The organism is Methylobacterium sp. Gmos3 (assembly GCF_056430985.1).
In genome coordinates this window covers 94,389-113,411 of record NZ_JBWJYL010000007.1, presented here as the reverse complement: position 1 = coordinate 113,411, position 19,023 = coordinate 94,389, and the positions used below count along the sequence as shown (strand labels likewise).

General features: G+C 71.3%; 18 protein-coding genes and 1 pseudogene. 10 read left to right on the top strand and 9 right to left on the bottom strand.

The annotated features are described in order from the left end of the window. The first annotated feature begins 115 nt into the window (after positions 1-115). From ACS5Q7_RS15735 to ACS5Q7_RS15700, 8 genes are all read left to right on the top strand, one after another. Positions 116-1,135, top strand: coding sequence for an NADP-dependent oxidoreductase (locus tag ACS5Q7_RS15735; protein ID WP_478340244.1), 1,020 nt, complete (start codon positions 116-118; stop codon positions 1,133-1,135). Positions 1,136-1,465: 330 nt separating this feature from the next. Further along, complete coding sequence (gene msuE, locus ACS5Q7_RS15730; RefSeq protein WP_478340243.1) at positions 1,466-2,041, top strand: FMN reductase; 576 nt, start codon at positions 1,466-1,468, stop codon at positions 2,039-2,041. A 5-nt stretch (positions 2,042-2,046) separates the two neighbouring features. Next, complete coding sequence (locus tag ACS5Q7_RS15725) at positions 2,047-2,997, top strand: aliphatic sulfonate ABC transporter substrate-binding protein (RefSeq protein ID WP_478340242.1); 951 nt, start codon at positions 2,047-2,049, stop codon at positions 2,995-2,997. A 5-nt stretch (positions 2,998-3,002) separates the two neighbouring features. Continuing rightward, positions 3,003-3,992, top strand: a complete 990-nt coding sequence (locus tag ACS5Q7_RS15720; RefSeq protein ID WP_478340241.1) for a sulfonate ABC transporter substrate-binding protein — start codon at positions 3,003-3,005, stop codon at positions 3,990-3,992. Positions 3,993-3,998: 6 nt separating this feature from the next. Next, complete coding sequence (gene ssuC / locus ACS5Q7_RS15715; protein ID WP_478340240.1) at positions 3,999-4,784, top strand: aliphatic sulfonate ABC transporter permease SsuC; 786 nt, start codon at positions 3,999-4,001, stop codon at positions 4,782-4,784. Further along, complete coding sequence (locus tag ACS5Q7_RS15710; protein WP_478340239.1) at positions 4,784-5,617, top strand: ATP-binding cassette domain-containing protein; 834 nt, start codon at positions 4,784-4,786, stop codon at positions 5,615-5,617. The genes ssuC and ACS5Q7_RS15710 overlap by 1 nt, the downstream gene beginning before the upstream one ends. Before the next feature lie 30 nt (positions 5,618-5,647). Further along, entirely contained in the window at positions 5,648-6,823 is a 1,176-nt protein-coding gene (gene ssuD / locus ACS5Q7_RS15705; RefSeq protein WP_478340238.1) for an FMNH2-dependent alkanesulfonate monooxygenase, read from the top strand. A 365-nt stretch (positions 6,824-7,188) separates the two neighbouring features. Further along, positions 7,189-7,848, top strand: coding sequence for an SCO family protein (locus tag ACS5Q7_RS15700; RefSeq protein ID WP_478340237.1), 660 nt, complete (start codon positions 7,189-7,191; stop codon positions 7,846-7,848). Positions 7,849-7,857: 9 nt separating this feature from the next. Here ACS5Q7_RS15700 and ACS5Q7_RS15695 read toward each other — a convergent pair whose 3' ends face one another. From ACS5Q7_RS15695 to ACS5Q7_RS15675, 5 genes and pseudogenes are all read right to left on the bottom strand, one after another. Next, positions 7,858-10,182: a TonB-dependent receptor family protein gene (locus ACS5Q7_RS15695; protein ID WP_478340492.1), complete on the bottom strand. Its 2,325-nt coding sequence runs from the start codon at positions 10,180-10,182 to the stop codon at positions 7,858-7,860. After that, positions 10,162-11,499, bottom strand: a pseudogene (locus ACS5Q7_RS15690) (PepSY-associated TM helix domain-containing protein); the annotation flags it as partial. The pseudogene ACS5Q7_RS15690 and the gene ACS5Q7_RS15695, both read right to left, overlap by 21 nt. 39 nt (positions 11,500-11,538) lie before the next feature. Continuing rightward, positions 11,539-11,856: a hypothetical protein gene (locus ACS5Q7_RS15685; RefSeq protein WP_478340236.1), complete on the bottom strand. Its 318-nt coding sequence runs from the start codon at positions 11,854-11,856 to the stop codon at positions 11,539-11,541. Between the two features lie 106 nt (positions 11,857-11,962). Next, positions 11,963-13,204 carry a thermonuclease family protein gene (locus ACS5Q7_RS15680; protein ID WP_478340235.1) on the bottom strand — a complete coding sequence of 414 codons (1,242 nt, stop codon included), beginning with the start codon at positions 13,202-13,204 and terminating at the stop codon, positions 11,963-11,965. Between the two features lie 59 nt (positions 13,205-13,263). Continuing rightward, the gene (locus ACS5Q7_RS15675; protein WP_478340234.1) at positions 13,264-14,055 is read right to left on the bottom strand and encodes a hypothetical protein; all 792 of its coding nucleotides are present in this window, start codon (positions 14,053-14,055) and stop codon (positions 13,264-13,266) included. A 228-nt stretch (positions 14,056-14,283) separates the two neighbouring features. On the opposite strand from ACS5Q7_RS15675, the gene ACS5Q7_RS15670 reads away from it, so the two are divergent. Together ACS5Q7_RS15670 and ACS5Q7_RS15665 are read left to right on the top strand one after the other, a co-directional pair. After that, complete coding sequence (locus ACS5Q7_RS15670; RefSeq protein ID WP_478340233.1) at positions 14,284-15,174, top strand: lipid kinase; 891 nt, start codon at positions 14,284-14,286, stop codon at positions 15,172-15,174. 5 nt (positions 15,175-15,179) lie between these two features. Further along, complete coding sequence (locus ACS5Q7_RS15665; RefSeq protein ID WP_478340232.1) at positions 15,180-15,914, top strand: TerC family protein; 735 nt, start codon at positions 15,180-15,182, stop codon at positions 15,912-15,914. A 12-nt stretch (positions 15,915-15,926) separates the two neighbouring features. Here ACS5Q7_RS15665 and ACS5Q7_RS15660 read toward each other — a convergent pair whose 3' ends face one another. From ACS5Q7_RS15660 to ACS5Q7_RS15645, 4 genes are all read right to left on the bottom strand, one after another. Continuing rightward, complete coding sequence (locus tag ACS5Q7_RS15660) at positions 15,927-16,772, bottom strand: CheR family methyltransferase (RefSeq protein WP_478340231.1); 846 nt, start codon at positions 16,770-16,772, stop codon at positions 15,927-15,929. Continuing rightward, entirely contained in the window at positions 16,769-17,935 is a 1,167-nt protein-coding gene (gene cheB / locus ACS5Q7_RS15655) for a chemotaxis-specific protein-glutamate methyltransferase CheB (protein ID WP_478340230.1), read from the bottom strand. Before cheB ends, ACS5Q7_RS15660 begins: the two co-directional genes overlap by 4 nt. A gap of 132 nt (positions 17,936-18,067) precedes the next feature. Continuing rightward, positions 18,068-18,469 (bottom strand): response regulator, encoded by a 402-nt coding sequence (locus tag ACS5Q7_RS15650; protein ID WP_478340229.1) that lies wholly within the window; start codon positions 18,467-18,469, stop codon positions 18,068-18,070. Between the two features lie 11 nt (positions 18,470-18,480). Next, positions 18,481-19,002, bottom strand: a complete 522-nt coding sequence (locus ACS5Q7_RS15645; protein WP_478340228.1) for a chemotaxis protein CheW — start codon at positions 19,000-19,002, stop codon at positions 18,481-18,483. Between the last annotated feature and the right edge of the window lie 21 nt (positions 19,003-19,023).

Below are 19,023 nucleotides of genomic sequence, written 5' to 3'. Positions count from 1 at the left end.
TCTCCCATCGCAGGACTGGCCCAACGCGCGCGCGCCCCGCTCGTTGCGGTTTGCCCTGAAGGGCGGGACGCCCCAGATCCGGGGTCCGATCCACACCCGACCACGGGGTCCCCGCATGGCCGCCATGAACCGCCGCATCGTCCTGGCCTCCCGCCCGCACGGTGAGCCGAAGCCCGACGATTTCCGCCTGGAAGAGGTGCCGATCCCCGAGCCGGGTCCGGGGCAGGTGCTGCTTCGGACGAAATGGCTCTCCCTCGATCCGTACATGCGCGGCCGCATGAGCGCGGCGAAATCCTATGCCGCGCCGGTGGAGATCGGCGCGCCGATCACCGCCGAGACAGTCGGCGAGGTCGTGGCCTCGAACCATCCCGACTACAGGGTCGGCGAGTTGCTCACCGCCTTCGCCGGCTGGCAGGAATACTTCGTCACGGACGGCAAGGGCTCCCGCCGGATCGACCCCGCCGAGGCCCCGCCCTCGACGGCGCTGGGCGTCCTCGGGATGCCGGGCATGACGGCCTATACGGGCCTGCTCAACATCGGCCAGCCGAAGGCGGGCGAGACCGTCGTGGTCGCCGCCGCGACGGGGCCGGTGGGCTCCATGGTCGGGCAGATCGCCCGGCTGAAGGGCGCGCGGGCGGTGGGCATCGCGGGCGGGCCGGACAAGTGCCGCTACCTCACCGAGGAACTCGGCTTCGACGCCGCCATCGACCACCGCGCCCCGGACTTCGCCGACGCCCTGGCCCGCGCCTGCCCCAAGGGCATCGACGTCTATTTCGAGAATGTCGGCGGGGCCGTGTTCGACGCGGTGCTGCCGCTCCTCAACGATTTCGCCCGCCTGCCGGTCTGCGGGCTCGTCTCGGCCTACAACGCCACCGAGGTCCCCCCCGGCCCGGACCGCCAGCCGGCGCTGATGCGCATGGTGCTGACCAAGCGCCTGCGCATCCAGGGCTTCATCGTCTGGGACTTCGCGTCCCAGGCCGACGAGTTCCGCCGGGAGGTCGGCGCGTGGATCAAGGACGGCCGCGTGCAGTACCGCGAGGACGTGGTCGAGGGGCTGGAGAAGGCGCCTGAGGCCTTCATCGGGATGCTCAAGGGCCGCAACTTCGGCAAGCTCGTGGTCCGCGTCTCGCCCTGACGCGCGGCGCCGCGGCGGATTCCCCCTCCGGGATGCCGCCGCGGCGCGATTTTCTTCGCCGCGCGGCCAAAGCGGCGATAGTATTCTTCTCAATATCCATTGCGCAAAAGGTAAGTGCGGCGAAGAGTTAGGCTGCCCAACGAGGGCTCCGGCGAGGCTATTTCTGCCTTTTGCCGCTAAGCCGGAAATATCCTCTGGCTCGAAGGCGATCTTTGAAAAGGCATTTCATTGACGGGGATGCCGCCCGGCGCCACCCTTGATGGCGACACCTTGGCTTGCCCGGCGCGGAATACGCGCCGTCGCGGCCAGAGCCACCGGAAAGATCCCGCGATGACCCGTCCGAGACTCGTCGGCCTGAGCGCGAACGTCCAGCGCCCGTCCAAGACACGCACCCTTGTCGACCTGATCGTCCGCGAGGCCGCCGCACGCGGCCCGGTCGAGACCCGCGTGTTCGACTTCGTGGATGCCGGCACCGGCCTCGGCGCCGCCTGGACGCGGGACCAGCTCTCCCTCCCCGCCCGACGGCTGGTGGAGGCCATCGAGGAGGCGGACGGGCTGGTCGTCGGCTCGCCGGTCTACAAGGGCAGCTATACCGGCCTGTTCAAGCACCTGTTCGATCTGGTCGATCCGGCCGCCCTGGTGGGCAAGCCGGTCGCCATCGCCGCGACGGGCGGCGGCGCCCGGCACGCGCTGGTGGTGGAACATGCGTTCCGGCCGCTCTTCGGCTTCTTCGGCGCCCTGCAGGTGCCGGTGACGGTCTATGCTTCGGATGCCGAGTTCACCGACGGCGCCCTGACCGACCAGGGGGTGCGCGAGCGCGTCGGGCTCGCGGGGGGCCTCCTCGCCGACCTGCTGGCGCACCGGGCGGCGGCGAACGCCCCGCTCCCCCTCGCCGCGTCCCGGTGAGCGCCATGACCCTGCACAGGCGCACCCTCCTCGCCGGCCTCGCCGCCCTGCCCACCCTCAACGTCGCCCGTGCGGCGGAACCGGGGGTGCTGCGCATCGGCTACCAGAAGAACGGCATCCTCGTCGTCGCCAAGCAGCAGCGGGCGATCGAGGCGGCCGTCGAGCCCCTGGGCCACAGGGTCAGCTGGGTCGAGTTCTCCTTCGGGCCGCCGCTCCTCGAAGCGCTGTCGCTCGACGGGATCGATTTCGGCCAGACCGGCGACGCGCCGCCGATCTTCGCGCAGGCCGCGAGATCCACCCTCGTCTACGCCGCCGCGCAGGAATCGGGCGGCTCCGGCTCCGGCATCCTGCTGCCCAAGGGCTCGACCCTCAAAAGCCTCGCGGAGCTGAAGGGCAAGCGCGTCGCCTTCGCGAAGGCCTCGAGCGCCCACAACCTTACCGTGGCGGCCCTGGAGAAGGCCGGGCTGACCTATGCCGACATCGAGCCCGTGACGCTCGCCCCCGCCGACGCGGCCGCCGCCTTCGCGCGCGGCAGCATCGATGCCTGGACGATCTGGGACCCCTACTTCGCCATCGCGGAGGCCGGCGAGGGCGTGAGGGTGCTGGCCACCGCCGACGAGATCGCCCCGCAGAACAACTTCTTCCTGGCGAGCCGCGCCCTCGCGGAGCAGCGGTCCGCCGTGCTCTCGGCCGCCATCGCCGCCCTCGGCCGGGTGGCCGCGTGGTGCACCGGGAACAGGGGCGAAGTCGCAGCCCTGCTCTCGGCGGGAACCGGCGTGCCCCTGCCCGCCACACGGCGGGCGGTGGACCGCACCGAGTACGTGATCGGCCCGATGAACCCGCGCGTCATCGCCGCGCAGCAGGCCATCGCCGACCGCTTCCACGCCCTGAAGCTGATCCCCCGCCCGATCCGCGTCGCCGACGCGGTGTGGCAGGCCACCGACCGCAACGGCTGACGACGATGACCCACGCCAAGACCCTGCTTCACGCGTCCGAGGCCGGCCCGAGCCGGCGCCTGCTCCTGTCCGCCAGCCTCGGCCTCGCGGCGTCCCTCACCCTGCGCCCCGCCCGCGCGGCCGGCGGCACGGTGCGGATCGGCTACCAGAAATACGGCTCGCTCGTGCTCCTGAAGGCGCGCGGGACCCTGGAGAAGGTCCTCGAACCGCGCGGCTGGCGGGTGGCGTGGTCCGAGTTCCCGTCAGGCCCGCCGATCATGGAGGCGCTGAACGCCGGGGCCATCGATTTCGGCGTGGCGGGCGAGGCGCCGCCGATCTTCGCGCAGGCCGCGAGTTCCGAGCTTCGCTACGTCGGCGCGGAGCCGCCGGCCCCGCGCAGCGAGGCGATCCTCGTGCCGAAGGACAGCCCTTTGAAGAGCGTCGCCGACCTGCGCGGCAAGACGGTGGCCTTCAACAAGGGATCCAACGTCCACTTCCTGCTGGTGCGGGCGCTGGAGGCGGCGGGCGTGCCCTACGGCGCCATCACCACCGCCTACCTGTCGCCCTCCGATGCCAACGCCGCCTTCGTGCGCGGATCGGTGGATGGCTGGGCGATCTGGGACCCGTATTTCGCCGCCGCCGAGGCCGCCACGGGCGCCCGGATCCTGGCGGATGGGACAGGCCTTGCCCCGAACCGGCTGTTCTACCTTTCCCGGCGCGGCTTCGTGGATGCGGAGCCCGAGATCGTCCAGACGATCCTCAAGGCGGTGGGCGAGATCGACGACTGGGCCGCCGGCCACGCGGAGAGCGTCGCGGCCGAACTCGCGCCCTCGGTCGGCATCCCCGCGCCGATCCTGACGGTCGCCCTCGGCCGGCTCGCCTATGGCGTCGCGCCCCTCGATCCGGCGGCGATCGACGACCAGCAGCGGATCGCCGACACGTTCCACGGCCTCGGCCTGCTGCCGAAGCCGATCCGCGTCGCTGACGCGGTGTGGCCCCGCCCGGACAAGGCCTGATTGCCGATGGCCCGCACCTTCACCCTCCCCCGCCTGCGCGACGCGACGGTTCCCTGGCTGCTGCCGGCGGCGCTGCTCGTCGGCTGGCAGGCCGCCGTCTCCACCGGCCTCGTCTCGAACCGCGTCATGCCGGCCCCCCTCGACGTGGTCCGCGCCGGCTACGAGGCCGCGCGGACGGGCGAACTCTGGACCAATCTCGGGGTCAGCACCCTGCGCGCGCTGGCGGGCTTCACCATCGGCGGCGGCATCGGCTTCGCGCTGGGCCTCGCCAACGGGCTGTCGCGCCTGTCCGAGACCCTCACCGACACCTCCGTGCAGATGGTGCGCAACGTGCCCCACCTGTCGCTGATCCCCCTGGTGATCCTGTGGTTCGGCATCGGCGAGGAGGCGAAGCTGTTCCTCGTGGCGCTCGGCGTGTTCTTCCCGATCTACGCCAACACGCTGCACGGCATCCGCTCGGTGGACCCGGCGCTGGTGGAGATGGGCCGGGTCTACGGCATGTCCCGCGCGGAGCTGTTCCGCCGGGTGGTGCTGCCCGGCGCCCTGCCCTCGATCTTCGTGGGCCTGCGCTACGCGCTCGGCATCATGTGGCTGACGCTGATCGTCGCCGAGACGATCTCGGCCTCCTCCGGCCTCGGCTACATGGCGATGCAGGCGCGCGAGTTCATGCTCGTGGACGTCGTGGTGCTGGCGATCCTTATCTACGCGGCGCTGGGCAAGCTCGCGGACACCCTCACCCGGGCGCTGGAGCGCAGCTGCCTGTCCTGGAACCCCGCCTACAGGAGCGCCTGATGCTGCTCGACGCCGTGAGCCGGGACACGCTCCCTCCCGCCGCCCCGACTATCACCCGCGCGGCGCCCCCTCCCCGGCCCGCCGGGCGGGGGCTCTCCGTCACCGTGAACGGCCTGCACAAGAGCTTCGACGGGAACCCCGTCATCGCCGGGCTCGACCTGTTCCTGCCGGCCGGCAGCTTCACGGCCATCGTCGGCCGCTCCGGCTGCGGCAAGAGCACCCTGCTGCGCACGATCCTCGGATTGGAGCGCCCCAGCGCCGGCCGCGTCACCGTCGAGGCGCCCTCGGCCGCCTCGCCCCGCGCGGTCCCGCCGAAGCGCATCATGTTCCAGGAGCCGCGTCTGCTCCCCTGGGCGAGCGTGCTCGACAACGTCGCCGTGGGCCTGACCGGGCTCGGCACCCGCGCGGAGCGGCGCGACCGGGCGCGGGCGGCGCTCGCCGAAGTCGGCCTCGCGGACAAGGCGGGGCAATGGCCCGCGACCCTCTCCGGCGGGCAGCGCCAGCGCGTCGCCCTGGCCCGCGCCCTGGTGAGCGGGCCGGGCCTGCTCGCCCTGGACGAGCCGCTGGGCGCCCTCGACGCCCTGACGCGGATCGGGATGCAGGACCTGATCGAGCGCATCTGGCGCACGCAAGGGTTCACCGCCCTCCTCGTCACCCACGACGTGAGCGAAGCGGTGGCGCTGGCCGACCGCATCCTCGTGATGGAGGGCGGCGGCGTCGCCCTCGACCTGCGGGTCGACGTGCCCCGCCCCCGCCGCCGGGGCGAGCCGGACCTCGCGCGCCTGGAAGGGCGCATCCTCGACCATCTCCTCGGCGCGCCGCAGGCCGCTTGAGCCAAGCCGCCTGAGAAAGGACCAATCCCCATGACCCAACCGCATGACGGGCGCGCCGACGTCCTCTGGTTCCTCCCGACCCATGGCGACGGGCGCTATCTCGGCGCCGCCGAGGGCGCGCGGGAGGTGTCACTCCCCTACCTCCGGCAGATCGCCCAGGCCGCCGACGAGCTCGGCTATTTCGGCGTGCTGCTGCCGACCGGCCGCTCCTGCGAGGATTCGTGGATCGTCGCCTCGGCGCTCGCACCCCTGACGCGGGACCTGCGCTTCCTCGTGGCGGTGCGGCCCGGTTTGCAGGAGCCCTCTGCCGCCGCCCGCATGGCCGCGACCCTCGACCGGATCTCGAACGGCCGCCTGCTCATCAACGTCGTGACCGGTGGCGATCCCGTGGAACTGGCCGGCGACGGCGTGTTCCTCTCGCACGACGAGCGCTACGCGGTGACGGACGAGTTCCTGCACATCTGGCGCGGCCTCGTGGCCGGCGAGACCGTGAGTTACGCGGGGCAGCACCTGCGGGTGGAGAACGGGCGGGTGATCTTCCCCTCCGTCCAGAAGCCCTATCCGCCACTGTATTTCGGCGGCTCCTCGCCCGCCGGCATCGCCGTCGCCGCCGAGCATTGCGACGTCTACCTCACCTGGGGCGAGCCCCCGGCCCAGGTCGCGGAGAAGATCGCGACCGCGAAGGCGGCCGCCGCCGCGAAGGGCAAGACCTTCTCCTACGGCATCCGCCTGCACGTCATCGTCCGCGAGACCGAGGCCGAGGCCTGGGACGCCGCCGAGCGGCTGATCTCGCGCGTGGACGACGCCACCATCGCCAAGGCGCAGGAGACCCTGAAGCGCCAGGATAGCGTCGGCCAGAGCCGCATGATGGCCCTGCACGGGGGCAAGCGCGACAAGCTCGTGGTATCGCCGAACCTCTGGGCCGGCGTCGGGCTGGTGCGTGGCGGGGCGGGCACGGCGCTGGTCGGCTCGGCCGATCAGGTCGCCGACCGCATGAAGGAATACATCGACCTCGGGATCGACCGGTTCATCCTCTCCGGCTACCCGCATCTGGAGGAGGCCTACCGCTTCGCGGAGCTGGTCTTCCCCAAGCTCCCCCTACGCGAGACCACCGGCCGCGCCGCGAGCAAGGCCCGCAACGACGGCCCGTTCGGCGAGATCATCGCCAACGACCTCGTGCCGCAGCGGCAGGTGTCGGCGAGCTAGCGCAGTTTCGGTTTGATCCGGATCACTTGCTTCACCGTCTTTGCGAGCGACAGCGAAGCAATCCAGGGCAGCGGGACCTGAACGGATGTGGCGGATCCCTGGATTGCTTCGCTTCGCTCGCAAAGACGGGAGATGCAGCATGATCTGGGTTTTCCCGAAAACGCGCTAGGACGGGGACCTCCTCCCCTCGCCGTCTTTGCGAGCGACAGCGAAGCAATCCAGGGCAGCGGGCCGCTTTCAGATGTTGCGGCTCCCTGGGTTGCTTCGCTGCGCTCGCAATGACGCGGTTGCGGTCGGGGCGGTGGCAAACCCCCGCCTGCGCCTTTATCTGAAGGTGGCCGCCGCGCCGCCTTCGGATGCCGCCCGTGATCTCGACCCCGCTTGCCGTCCTCGCCTCCGGTGTGATGCTCGCCCTCGTGGCGGCGGGCACGGGCGCGGTCATGCTGCAGCAGGGCTCGTCCTTCAGCCATCCGCGCCGGGTCGGCGGCCCGTTCACCCTCGCCGACCTCGACGGCAAGCCGGTGACGGAGGCGGACCTGAAGGGCAAGCCGACCGCCCTGTTCTTCGGCTTCACCCGCTGCCCGGACGTGTGCCCCACCACCCTCTCGACGCTGACGAACGCGCTCGGCCGGATGGGCAAGGACGGCGACAGGCTCAACGTCGTCTTCGTCACCCTCGACCCTGCCCGCGACACCCCGGACGTGGTGCGCGAGTACCTGACCTCGTTCGATCCGCGCATCCGCGCCCTCACGGGAACGCAGGCCGAGATCGACCGGATGGCCGACCTGTTCCACGTCCATGTGAAGCGCATCGCCGGCCAGGACGGCGACTACACGCTGGAGCACAGCGCGGCCGTCGAACTCTTCGACAGGACGGGGAAGGTCGTCGGCGAGATCGGCTACAACGAGGAGGAGGCCTCCGCCCTCGCCAAGCTGATCACCCTGGCCTTCCCCGGCCAATGCCATCCCGGCGGCGGCGTCAGCCTCTGGGACGGGGCGGCGGATGGGACCTGCCGCCCCTCGTGAGGGCGCGCCTCAGAACGACAGCTTCATCCCCCCGGTGATGGTGCGCGGCGCGCCGGCGTAGATCGAGCCCGTCGTGGTCGCGAGTACGGCCGCCCCGTTCTGGAAGCCGGTCGTCCCGCTGATCGTGTTCGCGAGGTTCTGCGCCGAGGCGACGTAGACCGTGTCGAACAGGTTGCGGACTTCGAGATAGAGGTTCAGCCGCTTGGCGTAGCCGCCGGTCAGCACCGTCTCGTAATGGACGTTGGCGTTGACGATCGTATAGCCCGGCGCCTTCAGCAGGTTCGCGTTGTCGATGTAGAAATCGTCCTGGAAGACGGTCTCCACGAAGGCGCCGAGCCCGGCCAGCGGGCCGGTGGGCACGTCGTAGCCGATCCGCGCCAGAAGCTGATGCGCCGGCACGCCGGGGATGGTGTTGCCGGCCCGGTCGAACGCCCGCGTGAGGCTCCCGGCGCTGATCTGCTCCACGTAGCGCGTGTAGATCTGGTCGTTGAACCCGTAGGCGGCATAGGCCCGCCAGCCGGGGGCGAAGGCCCAATCCGCCCCGAACTCGATGCCGCGATGCTCCGAGGCCGGCGCGTTGAACGTGTAGGCGAGCAGCCCCGCGCCGGGTGATTGCGAGACCAGTTCGTTGCGGAAGAACTCGTAGAAGCCGGTGAGGCTCAAGGTTACGCCCGGCTGCGGGGTCCAGTCCGCGCCGAGGTCGAAGCCCAGATTCTCCTGCGTCTTCAACTGCGTGTTGTTGCCCGGCAGGCCCGCCGGGGTGATGAACAGGTTCGAGGCGGCGGGCGTGGTGTAGCCGGTGGCCGCGCGGGCGCGCAGCTGCCACGCCTCGCTCGCCCGGTAGACGAGGGCCAGTTCCGGCGCCGTGTTCAGGAACTGCCGGTCCGTATTGGCCACGGTACGGGTGATGCCGCTGGCCGCATAGCTGTAGGCGAGGTTGCGGCCGGTGATGCGGGTCGATTCCGCGCTGATCCCGGCCACCGCCGTTAGGCGGTCGGTGACCGCCAGCTCCATCCGCGCGCGCCCGCCGAGATTGTCCTGCACGGCGCTCTGGTCGCCGATCAGCCCCCCGAGGCTCGGGCCGTTATACGGCGCGCGATTGTAGGTCGCGATGCCATTGTCGATGCGGTTGTAGGCGAGCGCCACGTAGCCCACCGCCGGCAGGCCGAACAGGTCGCCGCGCCGGGTCAGGTCGGTGAGGAAGTTCCACGACGGGTACGAGCCGGTCGAGGAGGTCGTGTAGAACGGCTGATTGAAGTTGCGCTCATCGAAGACGAGCTGCGTCCGCCACGTCGTGTCGGCGTCGAAATCGTGCTCGTAGCGCAGGCCCACGATGGTGCGGCGGTCGTTGCGCTGAAGCGAGGCTTCGGTCGCCGTCACCGGCACGGTGCGCCCGAAGGCGCCGTTGACGAAGTAATTGTAGGTCGTGCAGCCCGGCGCCGCATTCAGCGCCGAGGCACAGCCCAATTGGTACGGGTTGATCCCGTATTGCGCCAGGGATGAGCGCGCCGCGAGGTTGGCGTGCAAGTCGTTGTTGATGACCTTCAGGGTGAAGCGGTTGTCCGGCGTCGGGGTGTAGCTCGCCAGCAGGTTGATGGTCTGTGTGTCGTAGGAGGAATGGTCCTGATAGCCGTTCCCGCGCACGTCGCTGGCGAACAGGCTGATCTCGAACGGGCCGCTCACCCCGCCGACCGTGAAGTAGTTCGACAGGTAGCCGAACGAGCCGGCATCGACGCCATACTCGTAGCCGTCGATCTCCCGGCCGGTGCGGGTGCGGAAGGCGATGGCGCCGCCCGTGGCGTAATTGCCGAACAAAGCCGATTGCGGCCCCCGGAACACGTCGATCCGGCTGTAGGCACGCGGATCAGTGATGTCGAACCGCGAGGCGCCGTCCGGCTGGGTGACGATGAACCCGTCCTCCAGCACGACCTTGTTCTTGATGACGCCGGTCGAGCGGGCGTTGTTGCCGCGGATCGAGACGATGACGTCCCGCGCGCCGTTGCCCTGGCGCACGGTCACGCCGGGGCTGTTGATCAGCACCGAGCCGATGCTCGTCGCCGGCCGGTCGGCGATGGTGTCCTGGCGACCGATGGCGGTGACGACCTGCCCCACCGGCTGGTCGATCACCACCGAGGAGCTGTTCGGCGGCGCGGCGACGCCGAAGGACCGGACCTTCGCCGGGCCGCCCTCGCCGGTGACGGAGAGTTCGTCCAGCGTCACGGCCTCCTGCGCCCGCGCGGGCGCGGCGCCGACGAGGCAGAAGCCGAGGACGAGCACGGCCGGCGCGGCGCGGCGGACCACGACCCGCCGGAGGGCGAGATCGAGGCCGAGCATCACGAGGATCGCGAGGCCGGTGAGCGGGAACAGGGCGCCGAGCCCGATGACGAGGGCGGTGACGCCCGCCATCACCCGCCTGTCGCGGGGCCAGGGCGGGGCGCCGAGGCTGCCCTTCGGCCGCCGCTTCCACCACATCGTGCCCGCCGTGACGGAGAGCAGGATCGTGGCGAGGCAGAAGGCCAGCATGGCGAACTGGTTCGCCCGACCCCAATACTGGCCGAGATGGATGCCGATCCCGTACTGGATCAGCCGCCCCACGGGGCCGAGTTCCCGGAAGGGCACGTCGACAAGGGGCTTGCCGGAATACTGATCGAGGGAGACCACCCGCTGGCGGGCGACATCCTTCGGATAGACCGCCGCCGCGTAGACGCCCCGCGGCCCCACCGGCAGGGAGAGTTCGTAGCCGCGCGGCATCCCGAGGCGGCCGAGGATCGCGGCGGCCTCGTCGATGCCGATGGGCTTGCCCGCCGCGACCGAGCGCGGAACCGGCGCGTCCTGCATCGTCCATCCGGTGGAGTCGAGCACCTGTCCCATCGGCACGGTCGAGACCGGCTTGCTTGCCCAGAGGATCGTCGGCTGGCCGAGACCGGCGGCGTTCGACCAGTGACGGAGCTGGTCGCCCCACCAGATCGACCAGGGCAGGCCCGTCAGCGCCAGGAAGAGCAGCCCGCCCCCGGCGACGATTCCGGTGACGGCGTGGAGATCCCGCCACCACACCCGGCGGCGGGGCGTGGCGCGGATCGTCACGACCCCGCCCTCCTGCCCGCGCGGCCACCACAGGTAGACGCCGGTGAGCACGAGGATGATCGCGAAGCCGGCGACGATCTCGATGATCCCGTTCGCCAGCGGCCCGAAATAGGCGAGGCTGTGCAGGCGCTTCACCACCGTGAAGAACTCGGAATCCCGGTCCACCGTGTCGAGGACGGTGCCGTCGGCGGGGTCGAGATAGACGAGGATCCGGCGCGGCCCCTCGGCCAGCGTCACCACGGCCGAGGCCTCGGGCCGGGCGGGGTCTGTGTAGGAGACGGGCGTGCCGCCGGGCACGGCCTGCATCGCCTCGAAGATCAGCCGGTCCGGCCCCAGCGGCGTGCCACTGGGCGCCACGATGCTGCGGCTCGCGAACACGGTCGCGTTGATCTCGTCCTTGAAGAGGTACAGCGCCCCCGTCGCGGAGAGGGTGACGAGGAAGGGCAGGCAGAGCAGCCCGGCATAGAAGTGCCAGCGCCAGACGGCGCGATAGATAGCATCGCGCGAGGCGCGCGCGGCCTGCGCGACGCCGAGCGGGCGGGCGCTGCCGGAAAGCGAGAGCGACATGGGAATGGGTCCGTGGCTGAGCGATCGGGGATGGATCGATCAGACGGCGGGCGGACCTCGGGAGGAGACGGCGCGGTTCGGCGGGCCGCGCACCGGCGGCCGTTCGGCGACGCGCCAGACCTGCGCCACGTCGCGGCGGGGCGGGACGACGAGGGCGACGGCCTGCGGGACCGGCGCGACGAGGGGCTGGGCGAGATGGGCCGCGAGGCAGCACAGCTGCTGCGGACAGGGCGTGCCGTCGTCGGTCGGGCCGCCGTCATGGGCGGCGCAGATCACCCCATCGGCATTGAAGACCAGCGGGACGGGCTGGATCGAGACGAGGAAGACCTGAAGCAGCAGGCCGTAAAGCGCGGCCACGGTGATGACCGCGCGGCATCGAGCCGATCGGTCGGAGGGCCTGCGCATGGACCGTAACTAGGCGTGCAAACGCGGCCGCGTCAACACCTTGCGGTGCTTCGCGCGGTCAGCGTTTCCACACGCCGAGGCGCTCGCTGCGGGCATGATCCTCGGCGGCCACGAGTTCGGGGCTCGCCTCCGGGGAGGCCCGGCCGCCGCCGTTGTACAGCACCACCTCCGAGAGGTCGCGCCCGTCCACGGTACAGTTCATGTTCTCGCTGCCCGGCGCCGGCTGGCAGCTCACCGTGCGGCCGCCAATGTAGCGGGCGAGCTCGTCCGCCTGCCCGCCGCGCACCCATTCGACGCCGAACAGGTGCACCAGCTTGCCGCCGACCTTGAGGGTCGCGGTATCGATCACCTGCACCGTGCCGGTGATGGCGTTGGCGGCGGGGGGCGGCGCGTCGGATTCGGGATCGCCCCGGCCGTCGCCCTCGGGCGGCGGGGTCACGTTGTCGGGCACCGAGGGGGCGCGGGCCGCCTGCGCGGGCTGCGCCGGTTCCGGTGCCGTCGCGGGCGGCGTTGCCGGTGCTGCCGGTGCGGGCGTCGGCGCGGGCGTGGGCTCGGCTTGCCGCGCGGCGGGCGCCGTCGTCGTCTGCGGGGAGCGGGGAGCGCTCACGATCACCGCCAGGAGCACCATGGCGCCCGTCGCCACGGCAGCGGCGCCGAGCCAGAACCGGCCGCGATGCCCGTCCGCGTCGCCGGCGGTGACGCTCTCGCGCAGGGAGCCGAGACGCTCGCTCAGCACCTCGCGGACATTGCCGCCCGGCTCGCCGTCCCGGCGAAGGCGCCCCTTCAGTGAGGAGAAGGCGCCGGCCGCAGAGCGCGCGAGCGCCCGACCCTGGACCGAGGATTGCTCAGCGAGCGAGCGCGCCCGCACCGATTGCGAGCCGATGAAGCGCGCCGTGGCGGCCCGCATCTCCTGGGCCTGCGTCGCAAGGGCGGATTCGGTCGGCTTGGCCTCCGGCTCGGGAACCGAGTCCGGCTCGGGGGCCAGGAACAGGCCGGGATTCTTCGCGCGCTGCTCGGCGATGAGGTCGGCCAGGGTGAAGGGACGCGGCGCGGCGCCCTCCCCCGCCGCGTGAACGCGCGGGGCGCCGTTCCGGTCGAGGACGCGATAGCCGGGTGCTCCGGCCTGCGGCTCCAGGGCCGCCTGGAGGATCAGGAGCAGGGTGCGCTCGGCCACCGGATGCGGCCGGGCCTTGCGGACCTCGGCGAGAACCATCTCGCGCAGGGCGGCGCGCTCCGGGGCGTCGAGCCGGGGATGCGCCGACGCCGTCTCCTGATCCGCCGCGACTGTCGAAGCCGTCATCCGCCCCTGCCTGCTGCTCCCGCCGGCCGGGAGGGCCGCCGGGGAACGATGGGTGGCTCTTAGCCCCTGCCTGCGGACGGGGCCAGGGTCTCGGCCCGCTCCTGGCCGGACCCGTCGCGGTGCAGCACCCGTCCGCTCTCGGCCACGATGACCGGGCGCTGGCCGGCGAAGCTCACTTCGAGCACCAGCTCCGACGCGCCCCGCGACACCGCGCCCCGCTGCGGGTTGGCGGCGCGGAAATCGACGATGGCGCGCACGATGCAGGTCGCCCCGTCCGGGGTGCAGCGGGTGCTGAAGGCGCGGGCCGCGTAGCGGCGCTCCGGCCAGCGCCGCACGAAGCCGCGCTTCTCATCGAGCAGCCCGGCGAGCGTGGTCGGGCGGCCGTAGAAGCGGACGCGGGTGCCGTAGAAGCGCGGCGTCGCGCCGACCATCGCCTCGCCGGGCGAGGAGACCACCGAGAGGTAATCCATCGCCAATGCCTGGGCGGCCTCGACCCGTCCGGCGGGCGCGGGAACCTGCGCGACGGGCGCGGGCGCCATGGCGGGGGTGTTGGCGAGGCGCGCCGCGCGGCGGGCGTGGCGGGGGTGCGGCGCCGGGCGCTCGGCCTCGGCCTGGCGCACCTCCCGCTTGTGCTTGGGGGCCGGCGCGGCGGCGGCCTTGGTCGGCGGGGCCGCCGGGGGGGCGACCTTGGCCGGCGCCTCGACCGCCGGGGCGGGCGTCGGCGCGGCGGGGGCGGCCTTCGGTGGATCGACCCAGGCGCGCGGATCGGCCGAGGCCGGCAGCGCGAGCAGGGGCAGCACGAGCCCGAGGGCCGTGGCGAGGGGGCGGAACGGAATGGAGGAGGCGCGCATGGGATCGGCCCGACCGAGGCGAAGGGGAGGCACTTGGGGAAAAACGCGCCCGGGGGCCACATGGGTTCCGGGCGGAGTTCAGGCATCGCAGGTGACGGCGCGACTCACCAGAGGTGAATTCCGGGGATGATGGGGTTGAGTTCACACGTCTGACGCCCAAGTGCCGAAAAACAACACTCGGGACGGCGGCCGGCAGAGAGCGATGCAGAACCCCATGACGGCCATCCGATGAGCGCGCAGACACGTCGGGCGCTGCTGTGCTGCAACGCCAAGGCCCGCAACGGCGGCTTTTCCCTGGACGAGGTGCGCCGCATCCTCCGGGCGGGCGGCATCGAGCCCATCGATCCGCCGAGCGAGGGCGATGCCTGCGCCGCCATCCGGGCGCTGGCAAGCGAGGTCGATCTCGTCATCCTCGGCGGGGGCGACGGCACCATGAACGCCGCCGCCGAGGCCCTGGTGGAGACCGGCCTGCCCCTGGCCATCCTGCCGCTCGGCACGGCCAACGACCTCGCCCGGTCGCTCGGCCTGCCCCTCGATCCACTGGCCGCCGCGCGATTCATCCCGACATCGCAGGCCCAGCCGGTCGATCTGGGGTGGGTCAACGGCCATTATTACTTCAACGTCGCGAGCATCGGCTTCTCGGCCGAACTCGCGGGCGAACTCACCTCGGAGGCGAAGAAGCGCTTCGGCGTGTTCGGCTACGCCGTCGCCGCCGTGCGGGTGCTGCGCCGGGTGCGCCCCTTCGGCGTCACCATCGAGCACGACGGCACGGTGGAGAAGGTCACGACCATCCAGGTGTCCGTCGGCAACGGCCGCCATTACGGCGGCGGCATGACGGTGGAGGAGGGCGCGACCGTCGATGACGGCAACCTCGATTTCTACAGCCTCGAGGTCGCCCATTGGTGGCGCCTCCTCGCCCTGCTCCCGTCCTTGCGGAAGGGGACGCACGGCAAGGCGGCGGATGTGCGCGCGTTCAAGACGCGGGAAATCCGCCTGACCACGCGCAAGCCCCGGCCGATCAACACGGACGGCGAATTGACCACGCAAACCCCGGCGCATTTCAAGGTGATGCCGAAGATCCTGCGGATCCACGCGCCGCCGGCCGCCCAACGGAGCTGACCGACGTGAACGACCTCATGCAGCTGGCGGCGGACCCGTCCGCCTGGGCGGCGCTGGCCACCCTCGTGGTGATGGAGGTGGTGCTCGGCGTCGACAACCTGATCTTCATCTCGATCCTGACGAACAAGCTGCCGGCGGACCGCCAGACCAGCGCCCGGCGCATCGGCATCGGCCTCGCCCTCGGCCTGCGGCTGGCGCTGCTCGGCGCGGTGGCCTTCATCGTCCACCTGAAGGAGCCGGTTTTCTCGGTCTTCGGGCAGGGCTTCTCCTGGCGCGACATCATCCTGATCGCGGGCGGCCTCTTCCTCCTGTGGAAGGCCACCAAGGAGATCCATCACACCGTCGATCCCGAGCCCGACGCGACCGACGGCAAGGGCGGCTCGATCGGCTTCGCGGCGGCGATCGGCCAGATCCTGCTGCTCGACCTCGTCTTCTCCGTCGATTCCATCATCACCGCCGTGGGCATGACCGATCACGTGCCGATCATGATGATCGCCGTGGTGGCGGCGGTGACGGTGATGCTGGTGGCGGCCGATCCGCTCTCCGCCTTCATCGCGAAGAACCCGACCGTGGTGATGCTGGCGCTCGGCTTCCTCATCATGATCGGCATGACGCTGATCGCGGAAGGCTTCGGCGCCCATGTGCCCAAGGGCTACATCTACACCGCCATGGCCTTCTCGGCGGCGGTGGAGGGCCTCAACATGCTGGCCCGGCGCCGCCGCAAGGCGGCGGCGCATTGAGGCGGGGCCGGCTCAGCCGGCCGCCGCCCGCAGGGCCGGGGTCTGGGCCGGCGTGTGGCCGTAGAGACCCCGGTGCTTGGCATCGGGCGCGAGGCGGTCGGTCAGGCCGATCACCGTCTCGGCGGCGCCCAGCAGCAGCGCGCCGCCGGGGGCGAGGCTGTGCCCGAACCGTGCCAGGATCTCGGACTTGGTCGGCGCGTCGAAATAGATGAGCACGTTGCGGCAGAAGATGACGTCGAACGTGCCGAGCCCCTCGTAGCCTTGCAGCAGGTTGAACTGCCGGAACTCCACCATCGAGCGCAGCGAGGCGGCGATCTGCCATTGCTCGCCGATCTGGGTGAAGTACTTCAGCAGCCACTGCACCGGCAGGCCGCGCTGGACCTCGAACTGGCTGTAGAGCCCGAGCTTGGCCTTCTCGATCACCTCGCTGGAGATGTCGGTGGCCACGAGGTCTACCTGCCAGCCGGCGAGCTTGGCGCCCGCCTCCTGCAGCAGCATGGCGATGGAATAGGGCTCCTGCCCCGTCGAGGCCGCCGCGCACCAGATCCGCAGCCGCCGACGCGCGGCGTTGCGGGCGAGCGCCTCCGGCAGCACCACGTCCCGGAACAGGTCGAAGGGCAGCCGGTCGCGGAAGAAGAAGGTCTCGTTCGTGGTCATGGCCTCGACCACGGCGCGCTCGATGGCGGTGTCGTGGCTGACCTTCAGGCTGCCGATCAGGTCGCGTAGGGTCGCGAAGTTGAAGCGGCGGCAGACCGGCGCGAGCCGGCTCTCCACGAGGTACCGCTTCTCGGCGGTGAGGGCGAGCCCGGAGCGCTGCTTGAGATACGCGCGGAGGAACTCGAAATCGAGCTCTGTCATGCCGGTTGACCCGTGATCATGGCCCGGAGCGCCGGGCCGATCTCGGGCAAGGGCAGGATGGCCTCGGCGAGGCCGGCGCGGGCGACGCTGCCCGGCATGCCCCACACGGTGCTGGTGGCTTCGTCCTGGGCGAGCACAGGGCCGCCCGCCTCCACCAGGGCACGGGCGCCGTTGGTGCCGTCCGAGCCCATGCCGGTGAGGATCACCGAGGCGGTCGCCGCGCCGAAGATCGCCGCCGCGTCCTTGAACAGCACGTCCACCGCCGGGCGGCAGAAATTCACCGGAGCGCCGTCGTTGAGCTTGATCACCGCGCCGCCGGCCACCGCCGCGAGGCCCATGTGGCGCCCGCCGGGGGCGACGTAGATCCGGCCCGGCTCGAGGCGCTCGTCGGCCTTGCCCTCGGCGGCCGGGAGGCCGACCCGCGCCGAGAGGTGCTCGGCGAACACCGCCGTGAAGACCGGCGGCATGTGCTGCACGATGAGCGTCGGCACCCGCCTCAGGGCCGCCGCGCCGATGCCGGCCAGGGCCTCGCCCACGGCGCGCGGACCGCCGGTCGAGGAGCCGATCAGCAGGACGCGGGGGGTGGTCGTCACACGGGCGCGGGGCCGCAGCACGACGGGCGCGGCGGGCTTGGCCGCCGCGACGGGCGCGGCCTGGACCGGCGCGGACGCCAGCGCCGGGCTGGCGACGGGGCGACGGCCCCGCGCACGGGCGGCGCCGAAGACGCGGACGCGCTCGATCAGGTCGGTGCGGAAGGCGTCGGAGGTGGTGACACCCCGGTTGCTCTCGGGCTTGGCGATGTAATCCACCGCGCCGAGGGCGAGGCATTTCAGGGAGATGTCGGCGTTGCGCGTGGTCAGCGTCGACATCATCACGACCTGGAGGGTCGGGCTCGCCGCGAGCATGCGCGGCAGCGCTTCCGTGCCGTCGAGTTCGGGCATGTCGATGTCGAGGAGCACCACGTCCGGATCGTGGCGGGACATCATCTCCAGGGCGATCTTGCCGTTCGAGGCGGTGCCGACGAGCTGGAACCCGGCCTCGGTGATCCAGCGGGCGACGAGGCCGCGCACCACAGCCGAATCGTCGGCGATCAACACGCGGACGGGGCTCCCCGGCGTCGAGGCTGGCATGCGCGGCGCCGCCGCCGCAGGACTGGAAGCCATCACCTTGTCCTCTCCCCTCGCCGGCTCGTGCCGGATTCCGGAGGCGCCGCGCCTCGCCCGGAAACGCGGGAGGTCGGCGGCGGCCACCCCGGGCCCGATACAGCGCGAATATTCAAGACTAAGAGTAAGTGATTAAATAAGATTGGACGCGGCTTTCGTCGAAAGCCCGACCTGCTCGAGTTTCGCGGTCAATATATCGCGATCAAACGGCTTCATAATGTACTCGTCGGCGCCGCCATGGAGCGCGCGGGCGATGGCGCCGACATCGTTCTCGGTGGTGCAGAAGATGACCTTCGGCTGCCGCCCCGCCTCGCTCTGCCGCAATTCCTGCAGGAAGGCGTAGCCGTCGCGGTTGGGCATGTTCCAATCGAGCAGGATCACGTCCGGCATCGTTTCGGAACAGAGTTCGAGGGCGGTGTCGCCGTCCTCGGCCTCCATGACGACGTAGCCGATATCCTCGATGATCCGCCGGGCGACCTTCCGGATCACGGCGGAATCATCGACGACGAGGCAGGTCGTCTCGCGATGTCTCATGCTGGCCATCGTTACGCCGCCTCAGCACTGCGGGCGCCGCGCGAATCCTTGGCGCCGAAATCGAGGAGCGAATCCACGTCGAGGATGACGAGCAGGCGCCCTTCGAGGCGATGGACGCCGGTCGTCAGGTCGCGCCAGCGGGCGTCGAGATTGATCGGCACGCTCTCGCGCGTCTCGGCGCCGAGCTTCAGCACCTCGCCGACCCCATCCACGATCAGGGCGAAGGTCTCGCCGCCCTGCTCCAGGCCGATGGCCATGCCGCGATCGTTGCCGGTCGCCTCGCCCTCGGTCCGCGCGGCGGCCGGGGCCATGCCGAGCCGGCGGCGCAGGCACAGGGCCGTCACCACCCGCCCGCGCAGGTTCAGGAGCCCGACGATCTCCGGCGGCGCCAGGGGAACGGGCGTCACGCCCGAGGGAACGAACACGTCGTGCACCCGCTCGATGGCGAGGCCGAACAGGACCCCGTCCACATGAACCGTGACGAAGTCCTCGGTGGGACCGGTCTCGGCGCCGTTGGCATTGGCAGCCTTCATCTCACGCACTCCGGGATCCGC